Origin of the sequence: Pseudomonas sp. LAP_36 (assembly GCF_019456785.1) — a bacterium.
Lineage (GTDB): Bacteria > Pseudomonadota > Gammaproteobacteria > Pseudomonadales > Pseudomonadaceae > Aquipseudomonas > Aquipseudomonas tritici.
On the sequence record NZ_JAHZMS010000004.1, the window covers coordinates 289,873 to 311,831 of the forward strand.

The window sequence follows — 21,959 nt, forward strand, 5'->3', positions numbered from 1 at the left end:
GCGCCGTCCGGTGCCTACAGAGGTTGCATCAATGACCAAGAAAATGCTCTTCGCCTACCTCGGCACTCTGCTCGCGTTCCTGATCCTGGACGGCCTCTGGCTTGGCGTCCTCATGGGACCCACCTACAAATCCCTGCTGGGTCCACTGATGCTGGATCAGCCCCGCCTGTTGCCTGCGACACTCTTCTATCTCCTTTATGTACTGGGTTGCGTAGTGTTCGTGGTCTTGCCCAGCACAAGCTGGCAACGCGCCGCACGCCTTGGCGCCTTGCTTGGTCTGGTTGCCTACGGCACCTATGACCTGAGCAACTGGGCCACGCTGCAAGGTTGGTCCGCGCAATTGGCGATCATGGACATGGCCTGGGGCACCTTTCTGACGGCGGCGTGCTGTACGGTGGGCTACTTGTGTGCACATCGAGTGCACCGTTGATTGTGTACAGGATTGATGTGCACCGTAGCTGAGCGCGGTCCCCGCTTATAGACCTGTATCAATCTCTTTGGAACACCGTATCAAAGGGATTGCGCTCAATTGGCACGCATTCTGCTGACTGTCTCGTATACAAACCATGCCGCCTCCCGTATGCACCCCGTGACGGAAGCGCAGGCCGGTATTTCGAGGAGCCCAGCGATGACCGAACAATTGCCCAAAGGCTACAGCCCGCGCCTGTACAACAAGGACTTGGGCCCACTGCCGCAAAAGTGGACCTGGTACAACATCTTCGCCTTCTGGATGAGCGACGTGCACAGCGTTGGCGGTTATGTGTTCGCCGCCAGCCTGTTCGCCCTGGGGCTGGCCAGTTGGCAGGTGTTGATCGCCTTGCTCGCCGGTATTTGCATTGTTCAGTTGATCGCTAACTTGGTGGCCAGGCCGAGCCAGCAGGCCGCTGTGCCGTATCCCGTGATTTGTCGGCTGGCGTTTGGCGTGTTTGGCGCGAATATCCCCGCAGTGATTCGTGGCTTGATCGCCGTGGCCTGGTATGGGATTCAGACGTATTTGGCATCAAGTGCGTTGATCATCGTGGTGCTGCGCTTCTTCCCGCAGATGGCGGTGTATGCCGAACCGCACTTTGCAGGCCTGTCGTACCTCGGCTGGTTTGGATTCCTGAGCCTGTGGTTGCTCCAGGCGGCCGTGTTCTGGGCTGGTATGGAGTCTATCCGCCGCTTTATCGATTGGGCGGGGCCGGTGGTGTATGCGGTGATGTTTGCCCTGGCCGGCTGGATCGTGTGGAAGGCGGGCTGGTCGAATATCAGCTTCACCCTGTCAGAGAAATCCCTGTCGGGTTGGCAGGCGTTTGGCCAGGTGATCGTGGCCACCGCGCTGGTGGTGTCGTACTTCTCCGGGCCCACCCTGAATTTCGGTGACTTCAGCCGCTACTGTCGCAGCATGCAGGACGTACGACGCGGCAACTTCTGGGGGCTGCCGGTGAATTTCCTGGCGTTTTCCCTGGTCACCGTAGTCATCGTCTCGGGCACCTTGCCGGTGTTCGGCGAAATGCTGCATGACCCGATTGCCACGGTTTCGCGCATCGATAACAGCATGGCGGTGTTGCTCGGTGCCTTTGCCTTTGTCACCGCGACCATTGGTATCAATATCGTCGCCAACTTCGTTTCCCCGGCGTTTGACTTCGCCAACGTCGCGCCGAGCAAAATCAGTTGGCGTGCCGGCGGGATGATCGCCGCCGTGGCGTCGATCTTTATCACGCCGTGGAATCTGTTCAATAACCCGCTGATGATCCACTACACCCTGGATATCCTCGCCGCGTTTATCGGGCCACTGTTCGGGATTCTGTTGGTGGATTTCTACCTGATCAAAAAACAAAAGATCGACGTGGATGCACTGTTTGATGACAGCCCCAGCGGGCGCTACTACTTCGACGGTGGCGTGAACTGGACGGCGGTCAAAGCGCTTGTGCCCGCGACGCTGGTGGGTGTCGCGATCACCTTTACCCCGGCGTTGCAGTTTATGGCCAACTTCGCCTGGTTTACCGGCTGCTTCCTGGGTGGGCTGTTTTTCCTGGTGCTGGCTCGGCGTGAGCAGATTCATGTGCCTGCGCCGCTGGTTGTCGGCTGAGCAGCACCGAGCCCGCTATTAAAAGGCCCGCGCCGGCAATCACCAGCGCGGGTTGCAACCCGCCGCTGAGGTGGCTGCTGACCGACGCCAGCAACGGGCCGCTCAGTTGGCCGATGGCAAAGCTGGCGGTCAGCAGCCCGGTACTGCGCTGGTAGCCGTGGGGCGCGACGTCCCGCAGGCGGGCCATTACCAACTGCATGCAGGCCAGGAACGGCCCGCCACACAGCAGCACGCCCAGCGCTAAACCCCAGCCATTGCCGAACAAACAGGCGAATACGCCGGCCGCTTGCAGCCACAGCGTGGTCATCAGCCAACGGCGCGTGGTGTGCGGGTCCTTGCGGCGCAGACTCGCCACTCCCACGCCAATCGTTGCGGCCAGGCCAAAGCACGGCCAGAACAGATCGGCCTGCCAGGCGCCCTTGAACTGCGCGCTGGCCATCTGCGACAGGAAGGTTGCCGGAATGATGTAGCCAAGGCCGAACAGCACGTAGATCCAGCACAAATGCGCGATGCTGCCGTTGCTGCCTCCCTCGGTGTGGCTGGCAACCGCTGCGCCATCGGCATAAGGCCTGGGCAGGAAAGGCAGGATTGCCAACAACATCACCAACGCCACCACGCCATACACCAGCCATAACGTCGCCGAGTTTTGCCCCTGCAGGTTGGAGCCCAGCGCCAATAACCCGGTCAACAGAATCCCCAACCCTGGCCCGGCGAATACCAAGGCGCCCAGGCGCGGACGCCCGGCCGCAATCGCCAATGGTTGGCTGAGGCTGGTGATCATCACCAGGGCCCAGGCACTCGCGACACCGGTACCAAAGCGCAGTAATAGGTGCGGCCAGAACCCATGAGCCCAATACGACGCCAGCGTCAGCAACACACACAGCCATAAGCCGCCATACAAGCGCCCGCGCACGTGGTGGTGGCTGCGCGCAAAGATCGAATTCACCGCGCCGACGAAGTAGCCCAGGTAGTTGGCGGCAGCGATCAGGCCGGCGCCGGTCAGGTCGATCTGCCCTTCACTGAGCAGGTGCGGCATTTGTGGGGTGAGGGCGAAGCGGCCAATGCCCATCGCCATCATCAGGGCGACGAAGCTGGCAAGTAAGCGTATCAAGGGAGACATGGTCAAGTTTCCTGCGGGTAAGCGAATACCCTCAGGCTAAAGCTGATTGACTTTCTGTAAAATTGAATAATAGTGAGCAACTTGTTCAGTTTTGGAGAAAGTTATGGAGTTCAGTCAATTGCGCATTTTCCAGGCCGTGGCCGAAGAGGGCTCCATCACCCGCGCCGCCGAGCGTCTGCATCGGGTGCCGTCGAATCTGTCGACCCGGCTCAAGCAGATGGAGGAACAGCTCGGCGTCGAGCTGTTCGTACGTGAACGCCAACGCTTGCAGCTTTCTCCTGCAGGCAAGGTGTTGCTGGACTACAGCACCCGCCTGCTGGCGCTGCACGACGAAGCCCATGGCGCCGTGCAAGGCGGGCAACCGGCTGGGGATTTTGTGTTGGGCAGCATGTACAGCACGGCAGCGGTTCACTTGCCCAAGCTGCTGGCGCGCTATCACAAGGCTTATCCGATGGTGAACCTGCAAGTGCAATCGGCGCCCAGCGGTGAGTTGCTCGAAGGCTTGATCACCGGTCGTCTGGATGCTGCATTCGTGGACGGCCCCATCACCATCGCGTCCCTGGACGGAGTCGCCCTGTGCGAGGAACGATTGGTACTGATATGCGAGGCCGATCACCCGTCGGTGCGCGGGCCGCAGGATGTGGCCGGGCGTTCAGTGTTCACCTTCCGCCGCAGTTGCGCTTATCGCACTCGTCTGGAAACCTGGTTTTCCCACGAGCGTGTGGCCATGGGGCGGGCAATCGAGATTGAATCCTATCAAGGCATGCTCGCCTGCGTGATTGCTGGCTCCGGGGTGGCGTTGATGTCCGAGTCCATGCTCGACAGCCTGCCAGGCAAGGAAAATGTGTCCGTTCATCCGCTGACGGGGCCTTTTGCCACTGCAACCACCTGGCTGATGTGGCGAAAGGGTATGCTCGGCGCTAACCTCAATGCATGGATCGACCTTCAGCAAGAGGGCAAGGCAGAGGTCCTGCGAGGCGCACGCGCAATTGCTTGAACGATCCGTCAGGATTTGAATCAATTCAGTAATAGTTCGTTGTGGTTTCGTTCATGCATTACGTAGGACTTAGGGCTACTATCAGTGTAGGAAAAGGCGACAGAACTTGCGCCTACCAGCATTACCCTCAAGGGGGGCAACCATGAAAGAGAAAATTCAAAACTGGCTCCATGATCTGGGTGTTGCACTGGGCTTGATCGAGCCTCCGCTACAACCGGTGCCTATCCGCACAGATGATGAGCAGCGCCGCCCACGCCGCCGGTAAGTCCTGAAGCGCTCATGCGATCGACTCGTTGATCGTGCGGGCGCTTTGCAATGGGTTGTTATTCAGGGCGTGCTCGGTTCCCTGTCATTCGGGCGCAGCCGCAGTTTGTTCCCCGCCGCTTTACTGGATTATCTGATGAGGCCAGCGTTGTCGTCGGACCCTTCTTTTTATCCTGTCATCCGTACCTTTTTCCGGTTCGTCCTTCTATATTTTTGTCTTCACAAGGACGGAAGGGTAGTGGGATGTCGAGCATTGATGGCGAAGGTATGGTGATTTCCGACAGGGTTGAGCGTCGTCGGTTTCCATCGATTGAGCAGGGAGATATGCGTAGCGTGCGTGCCTTGGTGATTCACCAGACGGATGCCCCAACGGCACAGCACACCTTTAACGGTTATCTGTCCAAAGGCAACGGTGCGCACTTTCTGATTGAAAAAGATGGCCTCATCTACCAGACGGCCAGCCTGAAAAAACGCTGTTATCACGTTGGGCGCTACCTGCGCTCCAAGTGCCTGGCAGTTGATAAAACGACCTGTGATACCGCTCAAATCCAGTCGATTCAAGCGCTCACCTGGACGTTACAGATTCGCGCGCTGGACCGGCACGAACGCACCAAGGGCTATCCTGAACGATACCCGATGAATGCGGACTCCCTGGGTATCGAATTGGTCGGCAAACACCTGGATGCCACGCGTTATGAGCGGGTTACCGCACTGCAGAATCAGTCTCTGCAGTGGTTGGTGTCTGAATTGCGTGGTCATTTCCGTCTGACACCGGAAGACATCTACACGCACCCGCAAATCTCATACAAACATCCAGGTGAAGCCAGCAGTGCGGTGTGGCAATGACTTCAGCGCGATGGGCACTGGGCGTGTGGATGTTACTCGCCGGATGCGCGTCCACCCCGCGTGATGTTGAGGCTATCTCCATCGCGGGCTTCCATTCCGAAGAACCTGAGCGTTGCCGTCCCAGTGACGTTGCGCTGGATGAGCGGCAGGTAGCGGCCTTTTTCAAGCAGGCTGAACTTATTGATGGTCGTACGCTGCACGATGAGTATGACTGGGCGCCTTGTTACCTGGAGGGCACGCTGAAATATCAAGGCAAGGCATGCATTTGGCGGGTGAGGGCAGGCGCTACGGGGGAGATTGAGTGCCCGGCAACTGCGCAGTACTTTGGCTGCAAGGACTGCGGTGATGTGTTTGAAGGCGCCAAAAAATAGCGACGGGTTGAAAAGATAGAAGTGATATCTGAAGTCGTATCCGCTCTTGTTCACGGGATTTCGGGTGACTAGCCCGATTTCACGCATGTCAATCAGGTTTTGGCACTCATTTGTCGGAATTGGACTGCATGATTGTCAGAATCGGCTGGCTTATTTAATTATAAAGACACGCGTAGGTTGGGTTCCATTAGGGACCAAGGCAACTAGTCTCGGATAAAAACTAAGCGCATTTTCATCGCGCCCTAACTTTATTGAGTGCCTCGCTCTGAGGTACCAGTAAGTCAGAATTGGTTGGAGACAAAGCTATGTTGCTCTCTTCGGTTCCGCCCGTCGCTGCGTCACTCATTGCCATAACTGAAAACATTTTACATATCGCGCCTGTGTCGAGAGCCTGGAAGGCTGAGGCCCCCAGCAACGTAGTTTTTCTTCCCCCAACGTTAACTAAGCAAGCTCTGCTCATACAGATTGGGCTCCTGCGCCCATCAACGATAATTGTCGGCGACCAATCTATCGATGCAGACGTCATTGACCAATGGCGTATATCTCATCCTTTTGAAGACCTCTATCTGATCCGAAGAGGTACGAGTTTGGATAAAGTGCGGCTGGACCTGTGTAAATCTAACAGTATTCGGGTGATCAATACGCCTGGGGTCAATGCGCCGCATGTGGCTGCCTATATCACGCATTGGTTGAAACTGGCCGACGGCTCCTTACCCCATGATGTCCGTATATTGGGATACGGCAATGTAGGCAAAGAGCTGGTCAAGTTGTTGCTTGATCGAGATCCGGATGTTCGGATAAAGGTGTTGGTTCGACACTGTCGAGCGCCAGATAATAATGGGACAGCCTTTTCCGATAACCGGGTGACTTTTGTCGCAGACTGGTTCGAGGCGTTAGAGGGTGCCTCTGCTGTTGCCATATGTTTATCACTGAATGATGAGTCTACGTATCGCATTGATCAGGCCCTCATTGAATGTATGCACAAACAAGCTCGCCTGGTCTGTGTCGCCAAACCGGATGTCTTTAGCGATGATGCATTGCGAATGTTGGCGGCGGCTGGAGGCATCCAGCTTGTCGTCGATTACGGACCTACGACATTGGATGTGTTTCGGATGCGTACCCAAATGCTCGGCTGTAGTGTCTCCACGTGGCGTAAACCGGCGACGCTCACTGCACGGGCGGCAACCACCGAAGCCTGCCATTGCGACCTTGACTATGCGGTCGCAGTCCAACTGAGCTTAATGGCGTTGCGGGGTGTTGTCAGGCGCAAGCTTGCACAATCGTTAATGATCCCCTCTCAACACACACATGTCGGTGCGCCGCGCGTGTCGATCATCGGTAGAGGAATCAACGGTCTGCTCCAAGCCATGATGTTACGCCTGGCGAATTATCAGGTCGTCGTATACGGAGGAAATCGCGAGAGCAATGGAGCCAGTCATAAGCAGGTGAACATGCGCCATCTTTCCGCAACGGAGACAACTGCAAAGCCGCTGCATAATGACCATCTGACTCCCGGGAATCAGTGCTTTGCTGTTGCGTGCAACCGCGCAGGCATTGAGCTCTTTGAAAAGCTTCTGGCCGACAACCCATCGCTTGCACAATTCGCACAGGCGGGGATTGTACGAGCCTATAGGGTGGGTGCGAGTGGTGTAGAGGCCGCGATTCTTGAGCAGCGTGATATTGAAAGCAGGCGTTGGCCAAGTGGGAAGCCGGGATATGAACTCGCAGAGATCAGTCAACTGCAATTCCAGGCAAATTATGCAATCCCAGGGATTGGTCGGGCTATTGAGGTATCGGGCTACGATGTTGAGTTCATCCATTTAAAGAATGAGCTAGAGGCGCTTCTGCAGTGCTCTGGCATTCAGTTTCAGCCCCAGCATCTGAGTCCGGCCCAAATTACTGAGCTGAGCAGAGAGCACTTCGTCATCACAGCCATGGGGGTGGAGGAGTCAGAGGTAATCGCGATCATTGGCTGGTTTTTCAAACTGCGTGCTGTCGGTGATGAAGGCGTCGAAGTGCGCGGACTCAAGCTGCAGTACGATCTGCCCGTCGGCGTCATGAATTGCCGGTTGGATGGGGATTGCATACTTGTCTCCGGCGGGCAGGTTCCGCCTGATTCGACGTCGGAATGCAAGGAGCAGATATTGGCGGCGTGCCTGGCCGCTGTTTCTCGGCACTTTCCGATGTCCTACCGCAGGGCGATCGAAAGTGGCGACTTGCATATTATCGAATGTGCCAGGCCTTGCACCGCAGATGGACTGTCGATCGTTTATTGGTCGGCCTATCATCGAATCGCGGCTGGGGGAACTTACGCGGCGGGCACAACGCAGGGATTGGTATGGGCTTCTTTAGTTCAGGAAATCATCCAGCAAACTAACACTTGAGCGTTGAGTGATAAAAAAACGGGTGCGACATCCGACGTCGCACCCGCTGAAGAAACCGCTTTAAAGCTCGTTCTGCATCAAACCGCCGTTGCCACCGCCTCCGGCTTACGCGACAACAAACTCACCACGACAAAACTCACCAGCCCAACCGCCAGGCTGTAGTAAATCGGCGTGTTCGCATCCAGCCCATCCTTGAACATAAACACCAGTGCCGTCACAAAACCCAAGGTCATGGAGGTAATCGCCCCCGACGTGGTCGCGCGTTTCCAGAAGATCGCGCCAATCAGCGGAACCAGCATACCGCCCACCAGCAGGTTGTAAGCCAGGGTCAGTGCGCTGATCACGTCGTTCACCACCAGTGCGATCCCCAGCACGGCAATACCGGTCAGCATCGTGAACAAACGGTTGATCGCCAGGCTCGACTGTTTACCACCACGCAGGCGCGGCAGCAGGTCTTCGGTCAGGACGGTGGAGGCGGCCAACAAACCGGCGCTGGCCGTTGACATCATCGCCGCGAGAGCCGCGGCAATCACCAGGCCGCGAATCCCGTCGGGCAGCGATGCTTTCACGATCGCCGCGAAGGCGTTGTTGACGTTATCCAGGTCCGGAATCAGCACATGCGCCGCCATGCCGATCAGTGCACAGGCCAGGCCGTAGAGGATGCAGTAGAAACCGGCGAAAGTGCCTGCGTACTTGGCGACTTTTTCGTCACGGGCGGTGAATACCCGTTGCCAAATGTCTTGGCCGATCAGGATGCCGAAGAAGTAGATCATGAAGTAGGTGATGATCGTGTCCCAGCCGATGGCGGTAAAGCTGAAGCTCGACGCCGGCAGCTTGGCCACCAGCTCGTCCCAGCCGCCCACGCGGTACAGGCAGATCGGCAGCAGGATAAACATCAGGCCAACGGTCTTGATCACGAATTGCACGATATCGGTCAGCGTCAGCGACCACATGCCACCGATGGTCGAATACACCACCACCACGCCACCGCCGAGCAGCACCGAGATCCAGAACGGCAGGCCGAACAGCACTTGCAACACCGTGCCGATGGCCAGGATCGAGGTCACGCCGATCATCAGCGCATACGCCAGCATGATCACCGCACTGGCCTGGCGGGCCATGGGGTTGTAGCGCTTTTCCAAGACCTGGGTGACGGTGAAGATCTTCAGCTTGAGCAGCGGCTTGGCGAGGAACAGGTTCAGCGCGATGATGCCCATGCCCAGCGCGGCACACAGCCAGAAGCCGGAGATGCCATGCACATAACCCAGGCGCACGGTGCCGACGGTCGATGCGCCGCCCAGTACTGTGGCCGCCATGGTGCCCATGTACAGCGATGGGCCCAGGTTGCGCCCGGCCACCAGGTAGTCTTCATGGGTCTTGGCGCGACGCATGCCGTAATAGCCGAGCACGAGCATGCCGGCGGCGTAGATGAGTACGACGAATAAATCCAAAGCCATGACGGCGAGTCTCCAATTATCTTTTTATTGTGGTGAAGGTGCTTGCTGTGGCGAGGGAGCTTGCTCCCGCTGGGCTGCGAAGCGGCCCCACCTTCGCTGTCGAACGGGAGCAAGCTCTCTCGCCACAACGGTCGGGCCGTAGACAGCCGTCGGTTCCGGAAACGCACGCAGCAAGGTCAGGTACACCACCGACGCCAACCCCAGCGTGACCGGCAGGCTGATATCAATGCCATCGGCCAGGTTGCCCAGCGGACCGACAAACTGCCCCGGCAGGTTGACAAAGCACAGGCCCACCAGCGCACTCGGAATCCACGCCCCCAGCCCGCGCCAGTTCCACCCATGGCTGAACCAGTAGCGGCCGCCGGTTTCGCCGCGCGTAAACACCTGCAGGTCATCCGGGCAGTAGAAGCCGCGACGCACAATCAGCCCGATGATCATCATCACCATCCATGGGGTGGTGCAGGTGATGATCAGCACGGCGAAGGTCGACACGCTCTGCACCAGGTTGGCGGCGAAACGTCCGATAAAGATGAAGGCAATCGACATCACCCCGATCAGCAGCGTGGCCTTGACCCGCGACAACAAGCGCGGAAACACGCTGGACATGTCCAGCCCGGTGCCATACAGCGAGGTGGTGCCGGTGGACATGCCGCCGATCACCGCGATCAAACACACCGGTAGGAAGAACCAGGTGGGCGCCACCGCCAGCAAACCGCCGACATAGTTATTCGCCGCGATGTAGTCCGGCGCCTTGATCGCCACGATGGTCGCGGTGGCCAGGCCGAACAGGAACGGGATCAAGGTGGCAATCTGCGCCAGGACCACCGCCAGCATGATGCGCATTTTCGACGTCTCACGCGGGATGTAGCGGGACCAGTCACCGAGGAACGCGCCGAAGGAAATCGGGTTGCTCATGGCTACCAGCGCGGCGCCGATAAAGGCCGCCCAGAAACCGGTCTGTCCCATCGCTACGGTGCCGGCAAAATGGCGGTCGAAAGCCGGGGCAAAAGCGAAGATCCCCAGCAGAAACAGCAGGCTCGCCGCCCACACCGCAATGCGGTTGACCCACAACATGAAGCGAAAGCCGTAGATGCACACCGTCAGTACGAGAATGGCGAACACACCGTAGGCCAGGCCCAGGCTCAGGTCGGTTTCCGGCAGGCCGATCAGACGTTTCGCACCCCCCACCAGCGCATCGCCCGAACTCCACACCGACAGTGAGAAGAAGGCAATCGCGGTAAGGAGCGAGAGAAACGAGCCGACAATCCGCCCGTGCACGCCGAAGTGCGCACCGGAAGACACCGCATTGTTGGTGCCATTGATCGGCCCGAACAGGCCCATGGGCGCCAGGATCAGCGCACCCACCAGCACGCCCAGCACAATCGCCCAGACGCCGGCCTGGAATGACAAACCGAACAGCACGGGGAAAGAGCCCAGCACAGCGGTGGCAAAGGTATTGGCTCCGCCGAAGATCAGCCGGAACAGATCCTTGGGTGTGGCGGTGCGTTCGTGGTCCGGGATCTGCTCGACCCCGTTGGTTTCTATCTTGCGAATATTTTTATCGTTGTTTTTATTATTCATGATCAGCTCCGATCACATTGGCTAAGGGGGCGGCAGCCCTTCCGGCATAGCGGACAAATGTTCGTGACAGGCCAGCCACAGGCCTTGTTTTTGTTGTGTGCCAGACCCTTGCCGTTTAAAGACAATGGTCTCGCGCTCCTGGCTAAAGAATTGCTCCCCTTGCATGCGCAGCTCGGTGGCCACGTCGTGCATGAATATCGCCACGTCGCCTTGCAGGCTGACAAAGGCATTGCTCGAGGTGCACGACAGCACCTCGAACCCCTCGTCCCGGCGCCAGCTGTCCCACAACACCTGGTAGGCATCGCGACTCAGCAGTGGCTGGGGGAGGGTGTAGAACACAAAGCTGGCATCGGCCGTGAACGCGCCGAAGTACGCGGCGCGGTCATTGCGGGCAAAGGCCGCCACTAGGTCGGCGGCGGCTTGCAGCACGTCGTGCGTGCTCATCAGCGGTGCGCCACGCCTGGCAGTACGCAGAGCATTTCGTACAACAGGTTGGCGCCCAGCAGTGAGGTGTTACCGGTGGTGTCGTAGGGCGGCGAAACTTCTACCAGGTCGCAACCAATCAGGTCGAGGCCCTGGCAGCCGCGGATGATTTCGATGGCCTGGATGGTGGTCAGCCCGCCGATTTCCGGGGTGCCGGTGCCTGGCGCCCAGGCCGGGTCGATGCCGTCGATATCGAAGCTCAGGTACACCGGGCCACCGCCGACTTTTTCACGCACTTCGGCCATCAACGGCGCGAGGGAGTGGTGCCAGCATTCTTCGGCCTGGACCACGCGGAAACCTTGCTTGCGGCTCCAGTTGAAATCTTCGGCGGTGTAGCCCTGAGCGCGCAGGCCGATCTGTACCACACGGTCGCAATCGAGCAGGCCTTCTTCCACGGCGCGGCGGAAGGTGGTGCCGTGGGCGATTTTCTCGCCGAACATATGGTCGTTGACGTCGGCGTGGGCATCGATGTGCACCAGACCGACCTTGCCGTGTTTTTTATGGATCGCCCGCAGGATCGGCAGGGTGATGGTGTGGTCGCCACCCAGCGTCATCGGGATCACGCCATGCTCGAGGATCTCGTCATAGGCTTCTTCGATGATGCGCACGGCGTCGAGCAGGTTGAAGGTGTTGATCGCCACGTCGCCGATGTCGGCAACCGACAGCGAATCAAACGGGGCGGCGCCGGTGGCCATGTTGTACGGGCGGATCATCACCGATTCGGCGCGGATTTCACGCGGCCCGAAACGGGTGCCGGCACGCAGCGAGGTGCCGATGTCCAGCGGCACGCCGACAAAAGCGGCGTCCAGGCCCTTGGCCGATTGCAGGTGGGGAAGACGCATCATGGTGGCGATGCCGGCAAAGCGCGGCATTTCGTTGCCGCCCAGTGGTTGGTGAAAAATCTTGTCCACGGGAGTGCCTCATCGTTGTTTTGTTTATTAGGGGCCGATTCTGCGAAATCCCTGGAAACGAAAGAATCGCCAGGGGCAAATACTTAGTTCAGATTTTTCTAAACTAATGGCTGAGGTAGACTCGGTTCAAATGTAGGATTTTGTGTGTGCCTTCGGAGACCCCATGGCCAATGCTCTGCCCGACCTGAAACTCTTGCGCATCTTCGTCAGCGTCGTGCGGCACCAGGGGTTCGCCAATGCCCAGCACGAACTCAACCTGTCGACGTCGGCCATCAGCACCTACATGAGCCAGTTGGAATCGGCGCTGGGGCTGGTGTTGTGCCATCGCGGCCGGGGCGGCTTCAGCCTGACCAGCAAGGGCGAGTTGTTCCATCAGGAAACCCTGCGCCTGCTCGGTGAGTTGGAAGGGTTCGAACAATACGCGGCGGCGTTGAAGGGCGAACTGCGCGGTACCCTCAAGCTCGGCGTGCTCGACTCCACCGTCAGCGACAAAGCCCTGCCGTTCGCCGAAGTCATCGGCGCCTACAGCCAGGAACACCCGGCGGTGCACCTGCATTTGTCGGTGATGAGCCCTTACGAATTGCAATTGGGCGTGCAGGACAATCGCCTGGACCTGGCCATCGGTGCTTTCTCCAACCGCATGAGCGGGCTGATCTACATGCCGCTGTATCGCGAGCAGCATTGGTTGTATTGCAGCACCCGGCATCCTTTATTCAATGAACGGCGTATCCCCGAGCAAGTCATCACCCAACAACGCATGGTCGGTCGTGGCTATTGGAGCCAGGCCGAACTGGCGCGCCACGGTTTCAAGCACAGCGCCGCGACCGTGGAAAGTATGGAAGCGCAGTTGATCCTGGTGCTGTCCGGTGCCTATATCGGCTATTTGCCCGAGCACTACGCCCAGGCCTGGGCCGACAAGGGCGACCTGCGCGTGCTGCTGCCGGCGACCTTCGGCTACCAGGCGCCGTTCTCGATGATCATGCGCCGCGGCCGCAGCCGTGAACCACTGATCCAGACCTTCCGCGACTTGCTCAAAGCCCAGCTCAACCAGGCCTGAAACCCATATGTCCAGACCCCAATGCTCCCGCTGCTTGCGGCCTACTCCCCACTGCCTGTGCGCGCTGATCCCCAGCCTCGACAGCCGCACCCGCGTATTGCTATTGCAGCACCCGAGTGAGGTCAACCATGCGCTGAATACTGCGCGTTTAGCGGCGTTGGGGTTGAACAATGCGCAATTGGTGGTGGGGGAGGTGTTTGATGACTTGCCTACCTTGCTGAATCCGCCCGGCTACCAAGCGCGACTATTGTTTCCTGCTGACGATGCTCAGTTGCTGCAAGGCTATGCACCCAGCGATCAACCGCTGTTGCTAGTGGTCCCCGACGGCACCTGGCGCAAGGCGCGCAAACTGCTGCACCTCAATCCATTGTTGGCGGCGTTGCCCCGGGTAACGTTGGCCGAGGGTGCCGTTTCCCGCTATCGGCTGCGCAAGGCGCCAGGGCCGGGTGCCTTGTCCACCGTGGAAGCCATCGTGCAGGCATTGCAAGTGCTGGAGGCACCCACCTCATTCGAGCCGTTGCTCAAGCCCTTCGACGCCTTGATCGAAGGCCAGATTGCGGCGATGGGGGACGCGGTTTTTCAGCGAAACCATGGCGACGGTCGGCATGGCTAGCAGGCTGACCGATGCGCGGCCATCGCAGCCAAGCGAGCTCCCACAGAAGCGCGCATTTCAAGTGTGGGAGCGGGCATGCCCGCGATAGCATCCTCCCAGGCAACACATTCTGTGCTTATGCCTTTAAGCCATAAGCACCGCACTTTGCGTGATATGGCCCGCCGGCCTTTCCCGGTATGATGTCCGCCCCCGCAGTCTGGATTGCGAATACGCCATGACCTTGCAGTACCCTACAATCGCCGATTGCGTCGGCAACACGCCCCTGGTCCGCTTGCAACGCATGGCGGGCGAAACCAGCAATACCTTGTTGCTCAAGCTCGAAGGCAACAACCCGGCCGGCTCCGTCAAGGACCGTCCGGCGTTGTCGATGATCACCCGCGCCGAGTTGCGCGGGCAGATCAAGCCGGGCGACACCCTGATCGAAGCCACCTCGGGTAACACCGGGATCGCCCTGGCCATGGCCGCCGCGATCAAGGGTTACAAGATGGTGCTGATCATGCCCGACAACGGCAGCGCCGAGCGCAAGGCGGCGATGACCGCCTATGGCGCCGAGCTGGTGCTGGTGACCCAGGAAGAAGGCATGGAAGGCGCGCGCGATCTCGCTGAACGCATGGCCGCCGAAGGCCGTGGCCAGGTGCTGGACCAGTTCGCCAACGGCGACAACCCCGAGGCGCACTACACCACCACCGGCCCGGAAATCTGGCGCCAGACCGGGGGCACCATCACCCATTTCGTCAGTTCGATGGGGACCACCGGCACCATCATGGGCAATTCGCGCTACCTCAAGGAGCAGAACCCCGAGATCCAGATTATCGGCCTGCAACCGATGGAAGGCTCTGCCATCCCGGGCATCCGCCGTTGGCCCGAAGAGTATCTGCCGAAGATCTACAACGCGACCCGCGTGGACCGCATCATCGACATGGCCCAGCGTGAAGCCGAAGACACCACCCGCCGCCTGGCCCGTGAAGAAGGCATCTTCTGCGGTGTGTCCTCCGGTGGCGCTGTGGCCGGTATGTTGCGCTTGTCCAAAGAAGTGGAAAACGCGGTGATCGTCGCGATCATCTGTGACCGAGGCGACCGTTACCTGTCGACCGGCATCTTCGACGAACCCAACTGATGGCCAAGCACGAGAGGGGGCTGCGCTTCCAACCGACGGGCGGCAGCCGAGCCCCGCAGATCCCCGTGGGCAAGAAACAACGCCTGACCATCGAGCGCCTGGCCAATGACGGGCGCGGCATCGTGTTCTTTGAGGGCCGCACCTGGTTTGTGAATGGTGCGCTGGCCGGCGAAGAAGTCGAAGCACGGGTACTGGGCGCCCACGGCAAGATCGTCGAAGCGCGCACCGAACGTGTGTTCACCGCCAGCGAACTGCGTCGCCCGGCACCGTGCGCGCACGTTGGCCGCTGTGGCGGTTGCAGCGTGCAGCACTTGCCCCATGCCGAACAACTTGCCCTGAAACAGCGCATGCTCGCCGAGCAACTGTCCCGTGTGGCGGGTGTCGAACCGCAAGAGTGGGCTGCACCTTTGAGTGGCCCGGAATTCGGCTACCGACGCCGCGCCCGCGTGGCGGTGCGTTGGGATGCCAAGGCGAAGCGTCTGGAAGTCGGTTTCCGCGCCGTGGCCAGCCAAGACATTGTCGCCATTGATGATTGCCCGGTGCTGGTACAGGCCTTGCAACCGATCATGCAGCGTCTGCCTGGCATGCTGCGCCGCCTGAGCAAACCTCAGGCCCTGGGGCATGTGGAGTTGTTCAGCGGTACGTCCATCGCCGTATTGCTGCGGCACATGGCACCGTTGTCGGAGGCGGACCTGCTGATCCTTAAAGAATTCTGCAGTTTCCATGAAGCCCAATTGTGGCTGCATGGCGAGGGCCAGCCGGAGCCGGTCGAAGCCGATTCGGTGTTGGGGTTTCGATTGGAACAGTGGGACCTGGAGTTGGCCTACCGGCCGGGTGACTTCGTGCAGGTCAACGCCGGGGTCAACGCGGCGATGGTCGCCCAGGCCCTGGAATGGCTGGCGCCGCACCCCGACGAGCGGGTGCTGGATCTGTTTTGTGGCCTGGGCAACTTTGCCCTGCCACTGGCGCGCCAGGTGCGTGAAGTAGTGGCGGTGGAAGGTGTGCAGGCCATGGTAGAGCGGGCTGCCGCCAATGCCGTCAGCAACGATTTGCATAATGCGCAGTTTTTTCAGGCCGATTTGTCCCAGCCTTTGACTGACGCGGAATGGGCCAAACAGGGCTTTTCTGCGGTACTCTTGGACCCACCGCGCGATGGTGCCCTGGAGGTTGTGCGCAAGCTTGCGACCCTCAAGGCCAAGCGTCTGGTGTATGTGTCCTGCAACCCAGCCACGCTGGCGCGGGACACGGTTGAGTTGGTCAAGCAAGGCTACCGGCTAAAACGTGCCGGGATCCTCGATATGTTTCCGCAAACCGCGCATGTCGAGGCCATGGCGTTATTTGAAGCGGGCTAGGATGCCCGTTTAATCCGACTGGCCTGCATTCTTCAGGGCCGTGAACTGCCAGGGAGCTTGCAGCAAAGGTCGGGATGATTTTTGGCGCACCCAAGGTGCGTCGTAGGGAAGGTAAGCAAGATGGTACAGGTGAGAGCACACCAGCCGATCAACACCGACGGCAGTATCAATCTCGAGGCATGGCTGGATCATGCCATCAGTGTCGACCCGGCACTGGACCGTGAAGCCTTGAAAGCAGCCTGCGAGTTCGCTCGTGAGTCTGAGCAGCAAGACAATGCGGCCAAGAACCTGTGGGCCGAAGGCACGTCAAGCTTTCGCACCGGGTTGGAAATCGCCGAGATCCTCGCCGATCTCAAGCTGGACCAGGATTCGCTGATCGCCGCCGTGCTGTATCGCGGCGTGCGGGAAGGGCACATTCAGTTGGCGACCGTTGGCCAGCGTTTCGGCTCGGTAGTGGCCAAGCTGATCGACGGCGTGCTGCGCATGGCCGCGATCAGCGCCAGCCTCAGCCCGCGTCAGTCCCTGGTGCTGGGCACTCAGGGCCAGGTCGAAAACCTGCGCAAGATGTTGGTGGCAATGGTCGACGACGTACGCGTCGCGCTGATCAAGCTGGCCGAGCGTACCTGCGCGATCCGTGCGGTAAAAACCGCCGACGACGAGAAGCGTAACCGCGTCGCCCGCGAAGTCTTCGATATCTACGCGCCGCTGGCGCACCGCCTGGGTATCGGCCATATCAAGTGGGAGCTGGAGGACTTGTCCTTCCGCTACCTCGAACCCGATCAATACAAACAGATTGCAACGTTGCTGCACGAGCGGCGGCTCGACCGTGAGCGTTTTATCGCCGACGTGATGAACCAGTTGCGCTCCGAGTTGCAGGCCACCGGTGTCGAAGCCGACATCAGCGGCCGCGCCAAACACATCTATTCCATCTGGCGCAAAATGCAGCGCAAAGGCCTGGCTTTCAGCCAGATCTACGACGTGCGAGCCGTGCGTGTGCTGGTGCCGGAAATGCGCGACTGCTACACCGCGCTGGGTATCGTCCACACGCTGTGGCGGCACATCCCCAAGGAGTTTGACGACTACATCGCCAACCCCAAGGAAAACGGCTATCGCTCGCTGCACACCGCCGTGATAGGCCCCGAGGGCAAGGTACTGGAAGTGCAGATCCGCACCCATGCCATGCACGAAGAGGCCGAGCTGGGGGTTTGTGCGCACTGGCGCTACAAGGGCACGGACGTCAAGGCCGGGTCCAACCAGTACGAAGAGAAAATCTCCTGGCTGCGCCAAGTGCTGGAATGGCACGAAGAACTCGGTGACATCGGCGGCCTGGCCGAGCAGTTGCGGGTGGATATCGAACCGGACCGGGTCTATATCTTTACCCCCGACGGCCACGCCATCGATCTGCCGAAGGGCGCCACGCCGCTGGATTTCGCCTACCGCGTACACACTGAGATCGGCCACAACTGCCGGGGCGCGAAGATCAACGGGCGCATCGTGCCGCTCAACTACAGCCTGCAGACCGGTGAGCAGGTCGAGATCATCACCAGCAAGCACGGTACGCCGAGCCGCGACTGGCTGAACCCGAACCTGGGCTACATCACCACGTCGCGGGCGCGGGCGAAGATCGTCCATTGGTTCAAGTTGCAGGCGCGTGACCAGAACGTCGCCGCCGGTAAAACCTTGCTTGAACGCGAACTGGCACGCCTGGGCCTGCCGCAGGTGGACTTCGACAAGCTGGCCGAAAAAGCCAACATGAAGATTGCCGAAGACATGTTCGCCGCCCTCGGTGCTGGCGATTTGCGCCTGGCGCAACTCGTCAACCTGGCGCAGCAACTGGTCGAACCGGAACGCGGCAGCGAACAGCTGGAGCTGATCCCACGCAAAGCCACCGGCTACAAGCCTGGCAAGCGTGGCGATATCCAGATCCAGGGCGTGGGCAACCTGATGACGCAAATCGCCGGTTGCTGCCAGCCATTGCCGGGGGATGCCATCGTCGGCTATATCACCCAGGGCCGTGGCGTTAGCATTCACCGTCAGGATTGCGCCTCGGTGCTGCAATTGGGCGGGCGTGAGCCGGAGCGGATCATCCAGGTCAGTTGGGGCCCGGTGCCGGTGCTGACCTACCCGGTGGATATCATCATTCGCGCCTACGACCGTTCCGGTTTGCTGCGTGACGTGTCGCAAGTGCTGCTCAATGAGCGGATCAACGTGCTGGCGGTCAACACCCGCTCGAACAAAGAGGACAACACCGCGTTGATGTCCCTGACCATCGAGATTCCGGGGTTGGACGCACTGGGGCGGTTGCTGGGGCGGATTTCCCAGTTGCCGAATATCATCGAGACGCGGCGTAATCGCACGCCATGAACATCTGGATGAACGCGGTCTGAAAATGTGGGAGCGGGCTTGCTCGCGAATGCGGTGGATCAGCCAATGCATCTGGAACTGACACACCGTATTCGCGAGCAAGCCCGCTCCCACATTTGAGCGGCGGCGTTCCAACTTGATCAGGCACAAATTGATGTATTCACTCGAAGACCTGCTGCACCTGATGAACCGTCTGCGCGACCCGCAATACGGCTGCCCGTGGGACATCAAGCAAACCTACGCGACCATCGTCCCGCACACCTTGGAAGAAGCCTACGAAGTCGCCGACGCCATCGAGCGCGGCGATTTTGATCACCTGCAAGGCGAGTTGGGCGACCTGTTATTCCAGGTGGTGTATTACAGCCAGTTGGCGCGGGAGGAAGGGCGCTTCGAATTTGCCGGGGTGATCGACAGCATCACGCGCAAGCTGATCCGTCGCCATCCCCACGTATTCCCCACCGGCGATCTGTATGCACCGCTGGATATCCCGCAGCTGAGCGAAGAGCAGGTCAAGCAACGCTGGGAGCAGATCAAGGCCGAGGAGCGCGCGGAAAAATCCGACGCACCAGAGCAACTCTCCCTGCTGGACGATGTACCCACCGCCTTGCCATCCCTGTCCCGTGCCGCCAAGTTGCAAAAGCGCGCCAGCCAGGTTGGCTTCGATTGGCCATCGGCCTTGCCGGTGGTGGATAACGTGCGCGAAGAGCTCGATGAAGTGCTCGAAGCCATGGCCGATAACGACTCGGCGGCCATTGCTGACGAGGTCGGCGACCTGCTGTTTGCGGCGGTCAACCTGGCCCGCCACCTCAAGGTCGACCCGGAAACCGCACTGCGTGGCGCCAATGCCAAGTTCGAACGACGTTTCCGATTTATCGAACAGGCATTGCGCGATACCCATCGTCCCATAGAAGATTGCACCCTCGAAGAATTGGACGCCCTGTGGGGCGAAGCCAAACGTCAGGAAAAGAACATGTCCAGCTGCGGTTGAGCGGCTGCCTAAGTGAGTAAGCACCATGAGCATTTCCCTTCGCGATCAGTTACTCAAAGCAGGTCTGGTCAACCAAAAGCAGGCCAAGCAGGTCGGCAAAGACAAACAGAAGCAGCAGCGCCTGGTCCACAAAGGCCAGATCGAGGCTGACGACACCCAGGCCCGCCTGGCAGCCGAGGCAAAGGCTGAGAAGATCAAGCGCGACCAGGAGCTGAACCGCCAGCAGCAGGAAAAAGCCGAGGCCAAGGCCCGCACGGCCCAGGTCAAGCAACTGATCGAGACCTCGCGCCTGCCCAAGCTGACCACCGAGGACTACTACAACTTCGTGGATGACAAGAAGGTCAAGCGCCTGTCGGTCAACACCTTGATGCGCAACAAGCTGAGCAACGGATCCCTGGCGATCGTGCATCACGGCGGCAGCTATGAGGTGATCCCGCGCGAAGCAGCGCTGAAGATCCAGGAGCGCGCACCGGAGCGTATCGTGCAGCTCAACATCCTGACGGAGAGCCAGGTGCCGGATGAGGATGATCCGTACGCCGCCTACCAGATCCCGGATGACCTGATGTGGTAAGGCTTTAAAAATGACAAACCCCGCTCAAAAGGCGGGGTTTGTCGTTTGTAGTGAGCGGGCTTGTCGAATCGTCGCACCGCCCGCGCTGGGTGGCGAAGCCGCCCCAAACCAGGCGACGTGACTCTACCTGGAAATGCACGGTGTCTTTATTAGGGCGGCTTCGCCACCCAGCGCGGGGCAAGCCCGCTCACTACAGATATGTCTTCAGGAATCTTGCGCCTGGCGTCTCATCTCAAGGGTTTCGAGCTCGTTCTTATAATTTTGAGCGTCGCTCTCGTTGTGAAACATGCCGACCAGCAGGTCTTGTTGGTGTACGTCCCAGATGTGAATCCCATGGCCCAAGGCTTCGTGGGACATATGTTCGTCGTCGCGTTCAGTTACTTTTACAGTCATCTGCTTGCTCCAATCTCTGGTGGGTCTGCGGCAAGTCGTCGCAGGCTTTTGTTATATGTTTTGTTAGCTTGCTAAGTAAACCGACTTTTCGCGCAACAATTCATTGCAGCCGCTGCAACAGTCCTGCAGGCCGCGTAAATCGGGGCATTGCGTCGCAGGGTGTTGAGTTTTATGACAAAAGTTTCATGTTGGCATAAGGCTTCAGCCTTGTATTGACTGGGCCGCCGCTATCGCAGGCTTCAACACAAAACCTCCAGACGAAAAAAAGCCCCGCATTCGCGAGGCTCTTTGTTCCATCTACCGATCAGCTACCTTTGACAGCCTTACCGTCAACGGTGCCGTCCAGCAGCATGATGTTGTATTCCTTGCCGTCGGTCTCAACCTGGCGCAGGGCAACCAGGATGCCGCCCTGGTCCTTGGCAAACCACATCTGGGTGATGCGCTTGCTCTGCGACGGGTCGCGCACACGCTCGACCTTGATCGCGTCGATGGAGCCTACCTTGGTCTGGACCTTTTCAGGGCCGATGACGCGGAAGTCATAGGTATCGACGTCCGTGCCTTCGACCACACGGTAGCTCATGCTTTTCTTGCCGGCAGCCACGTCACGCTGGAGGGCGAGTTGGTAAGTCGACTTGTCGAGCATGCCACTTTCAAGGGTGACGTTGACCGGGTCTTTGTTTTCAAAACCGGTAACTTTCTTGGCGGATTGGTCGAAATCCAGATTGATCTTCTTCGCCTTCCCCAAGCCGCCGCGTTCGAAGGTGTAGCTCTTCGGTTGCAGTGTGTCCTTGTCGAACACGATCGCACTGGTTTCGGTCAGGCTGGCGATCATCATGGACGCCTTGAAGTTCAACGTCCAAGTGCCGTCGCTGTTCTTGGTCAGGCTGCGTTCTGCCGAACCACTCATGGGCAACTGTTTCCAGTCAGCGGTGTAGCTGGCGGAGAAGGGGTGAAGGTCTGCTGCTTGCACGGCAGGCAAGGCGAACAGCGCAAAAGCGAAGAGCAAGGCGCGACGCATA

21 protein-coding genes are annotated in these 21,959 nt (G+C 59.4%); 13 read left to right on the forward strand and 8 right to left on the reverse strand.

The window, feature by feature from the left end:
- The first annotated feature begins 31 nt into the window (after window positions 1-31).
- Window positions 32-430 carry a DUF2177 family protein gene (locus tag JBO08_RS16080; protein ID WP_065891100.1) on the forward strand — a complete coding sequence of 133 codons (399 nt, stop codon included), beginning with the start codon at window positions 32-34 and terminating at the stop codon, window positions 428-430.
- A 198-nt stretch (window positions 431-628) separates the two neighbouring features.
- The gene (locus JBO08_RS16085) at window positions 629-2,071 is read left to right on the forward strand and encodes an NCS1 family nucleobase:cation symporter-1 (protein WP_065891099.1); all 1,443 of its coding nucleotides are present in this window, start codon (window positions 629-631) and stop codon (window positions 2,069-2,071) included.
- On the opposite strand, the gene JBO08_RS16090 is transcribed toward JBO08_RS16085, so the two are convergent.
- The gene (locus JBO08_RS16090; protein ID WP_220074780.1) at window positions 1,983-3,191 is read right to left on the reverse strand and encodes an MFS transporter; all 1,209 of its coding nucleotides are present in this window, start codon (window positions 3,189-3,191) and stop codon (window positions 1,983-1,985) included. The genes JBO08_RS16085 and JBO08_RS16090 overlap by 89 nt on opposite strands.
- A gap of 103 nt (window positions 3,192-3,294) precedes the next feature.
- On the opposite strand from JBO08_RS16090, the gene JBO08_RS16095 reads away from it, so the two are divergent.
- The 3 genes from JBO08_RS16095 to JBO08_RS16100 all read left to right on the forward strand — a co-directional run bounded on the left by JBO08_RS16095 (window position 3,295) and on the right by JBO08_RS16100 (window position 5,298).
- On the forward strand, window positions 3,295-4,188 hold the full coding sequence (locus JBO08_RS16095) for a putrescine utilization regulator PtrR (RefSeq protein ID WP_220074779.1): 894 nt from the start codon (window positions 3,295-3,297) through the stop codon (window positions 4,186-4,188).
- 142 nt (window positions 4,189-4,330) lie between these two features.
- On the forward strand, window positions 4,331-4,453 hold the full coding sequence (locus JBO08_RS28180; RefSeq protein ID WP_003193089.1) for a PA1414 family protein: 123 nt from the start codon (window positions 4,331-4,333) through the stop codon (window positions 4,451-4,453).
- A 242-nt stretch (window positions 4,454-4,695) separates the two neighbouring features.
- Entirely contained in the window at window positions 4,696-5,298 is a 603-nt protein-coding gene (locus JBO08_RS16100; RefSeq protein ID WP_065873806.1) for a peptidoglycan recognition family protein, read from the forward strand.
- Between the two features lie 32 nt (window positions 5,299-5,330).
- Here JBO08_RS16100 and JBO08_RS16105 read toward each other — a convergent pair whose 3' ends face one another.
- Window positions 5,331-5,723: a hypothetical protein gene (locus JBO08_RS16105; protein WP_175405795.1), complete on the reverse strand. Its 393-nt coding sequence runs from the start codon at window positions 5,721-5,723 to the stop codon at window positions 5,331-5,333.
- Window positions 5,724-5,974: 251 nt separating this feature from the next.
- Here JBO08_RS16105 and JBO08_RS16110 point away from each other — a divergent pair, with 251 nt between their 5' ends.
- Window positions 5,975-8,053 carry an NAD(P)-dependent oxidoreductase gene (locus JBO08_RS16110; RefSeq protein ID WP_220074778.1) on the forward strand — a complete coding sequence of 693 codons (2,079 nt, stop codon included), beginning with the start codon at window positions 5,975-5,977 and terminating at the stop codon, window positions 8,051-8,053.
- Between the two features lie 77 nt (window positions 8,054-8,130).
- Here JBO08_RS16110 and JBO08_RS16115 read toward each other — a convergent pair whose 3' ends face one another.
- Genes JBO08_RS16115 through speB form a run of 4 tightly spaced genes read right to left on the reverse strand, consistent with a single transcriptional unit; the run spans window position 8,131 to window position 12,485 of the window.
- Complete coding sequence (locus tag JBO08_RS16115; RefSeq protein ID WP_065946222.1) at window positions 8,131-9,510, reverse strand: sodium:solute symporter; 1,380 nt, start codon at window positions 9,508-9,510, stop codon at window positions 8,131-8,133.
- A 24-nt stretch (window positions 9,511-9,534) separates the two neighbouring features.
- Window positions 9,535-11,091 (reverse strand): cytosine permease, encoded by a 1,557-nt coding sequence (locus tag JBO08_RS16120; RefSeq protein ID WP_220074777.1) that lies wholly within the window; start codon window positions 11,089-11,091, stop codon window positions 9,535-9,537.
- Window positions 11,092-11,112: 21 nt separating this feature from the next.
- Window positions 11,113-11,535 (reverse strand): nuclear transport factor 2 family protein, encoded by a 423-nt coding sequence (locus tag JBO08_RS16125; protein ID WP_065873801.1) that lies wholly within the window; start codon window positions 11,533-11,535, stop codon window positions 11,113-11,115.
- Window positions 11,535-12,485, reverse strand: a complete 951-nt coding sequence (speB, locus tag JBO08_RS16130; protein WP_049712093.1) for an agmatinase — start codon at window positions 12,483-12,485, stop codon at window positions 11,535-11,537. Before speB ends, JBO08_RS16125 begins: the two co-directional genes overlap by 1 nt.
- A gap of 163 nt (window positions 12,486-12,648) precedes the next feature.
- Here speB and JBO08_RS16135 point away from each other — a divergent pair, with 163 nt between their 5' ends.
- The 7 genes from JBO08_RS16135 to JBO08_RS16165 all read left to right on the forward strand — a co-directional run bounded on the left by JBO08_RS16135 (window position 12,649) and on the right by JBO08_RS16165 (window position 20,547).
- Window positions 12,649-13,542, forward strand: a complete 894-nt coding sequence (locus JBO08_RS16135; RefSeq protein ID WP_049712094.1) for a LysR family transcriptional regulator — start codon at window positions 12,649-12,651, stop codon at window positions 13,540-13,542.
- Window positions 13,543-13,549: 7 nt separating this feature from the next.
- The gene (locus JBO08_RS16140; RefSeq protein ID WP_065873800.1) at window positions 13,550-14,155 is read left to right on the forward strand and encodes a tRNA-uridine aminocarboxypropyltransferase; all 606 of its coding nucleotides are present in this window, start codon (window positions 13,550-13,552) and stop codon (window positions 14,153-14,155) included.
- Window positions 14,156-14,369: 214 nt separating this feature from the next.
- Entirely contained in the window at window positions 14,370-15,272 is a 903-nt protein-coding gene (cysM, locus tag JBO08_RS16145) for a cysteine synthase CysM (protein ID WP_065873799.1), read from the forward strand.
- Complete coding sequence (gene rlmD / locus JBO08_RS16150; protein WP_220074776.1) at window positions 15,272-16,624, forward strand: 23S rRNA (uracil(1939)-C(5))-methyltransferase RlmD; 1,353 nt, start codon at window positions 15,272-15,274, stop codon at window positions 16,622-16,624. The genes cysM and rlmD overlap by 1 nt, the downstream gene beginning before the upstream one ends.
- Before the next feature lie 120 nt (window positions 16,625-16,744).
- Window positions 16,745-18,988 carry a GTP diphosphokinase gene (relA, locus tag JBO08_RS16155; protein WP_049712098.1) on the forward strand — a complete coding sequence of 748 codons (2,244 nt, stop codon included), beginning with the start codon at window positions 16,745-16,747 and terminating at the stop codon, window positions 18,986-18,988.
- A gap of 154 nt (window positions 18,989-19,142) precedes the next feature.
- Window positions 19,143-19,976 (forward strand): nucleoside triphosphate pyrophosphohydrolase, encoded by an 834-nt coding sequence (gene mazG / locus JBO08_RS16160; RefSeq protein WP_065873797.1) that lies wholly within the window; start codon window positions 19,143-19,145, stop codon window positions 19,974-19,976.
- Between the two features lie 25 nt (window positions 19,977-20,001).
- Window positions 20,002-20,547, forward strand: coding sequence for a DUF2058 domain-containing protein (locus JBO08_RS16165; RefSeq protein WP_065873796.1), 546 nt, complete (start codon window positions 20,002-20,004; stop codon window positions 20,545-20,547).
- A gap of 204 nt (window positions 20,548-20,751) precedes the next feature.
- On the opposite strand, the gene JBO08_RS16170 is transcribed toward JBO08_RS16165, so the two are convergent.
- Together JBO08_RS16170 and JBO08_RS16175 are read right to left on the reverse strand one after the other, a co-directional pair.
- Window positions 20,752-20,940, reverse strand: a complete 189-nt coding sequence (locus JBO08_RS16170; RefSeq protein WP_065873795.1) for a hypothetical protein — start codon at window positions 20,938-20,940, stop codon at window positions 20,752-20,754.
- Window positions 20,941-21,244: 304 nt separating this feature from the next.
- Window positions 21,245-21,958, reverse strand: coding sequence for a DUF3108 domain-containing protein (locus JBO08_RS16175; RefSeq protein ID WP_065873794.1), 714 nt, complete (start codon window positions 21,956-21,958; stop codon window positions 21,245-21,247).
- Window position 21,959 lies beyond the last annotated feature (1 nt).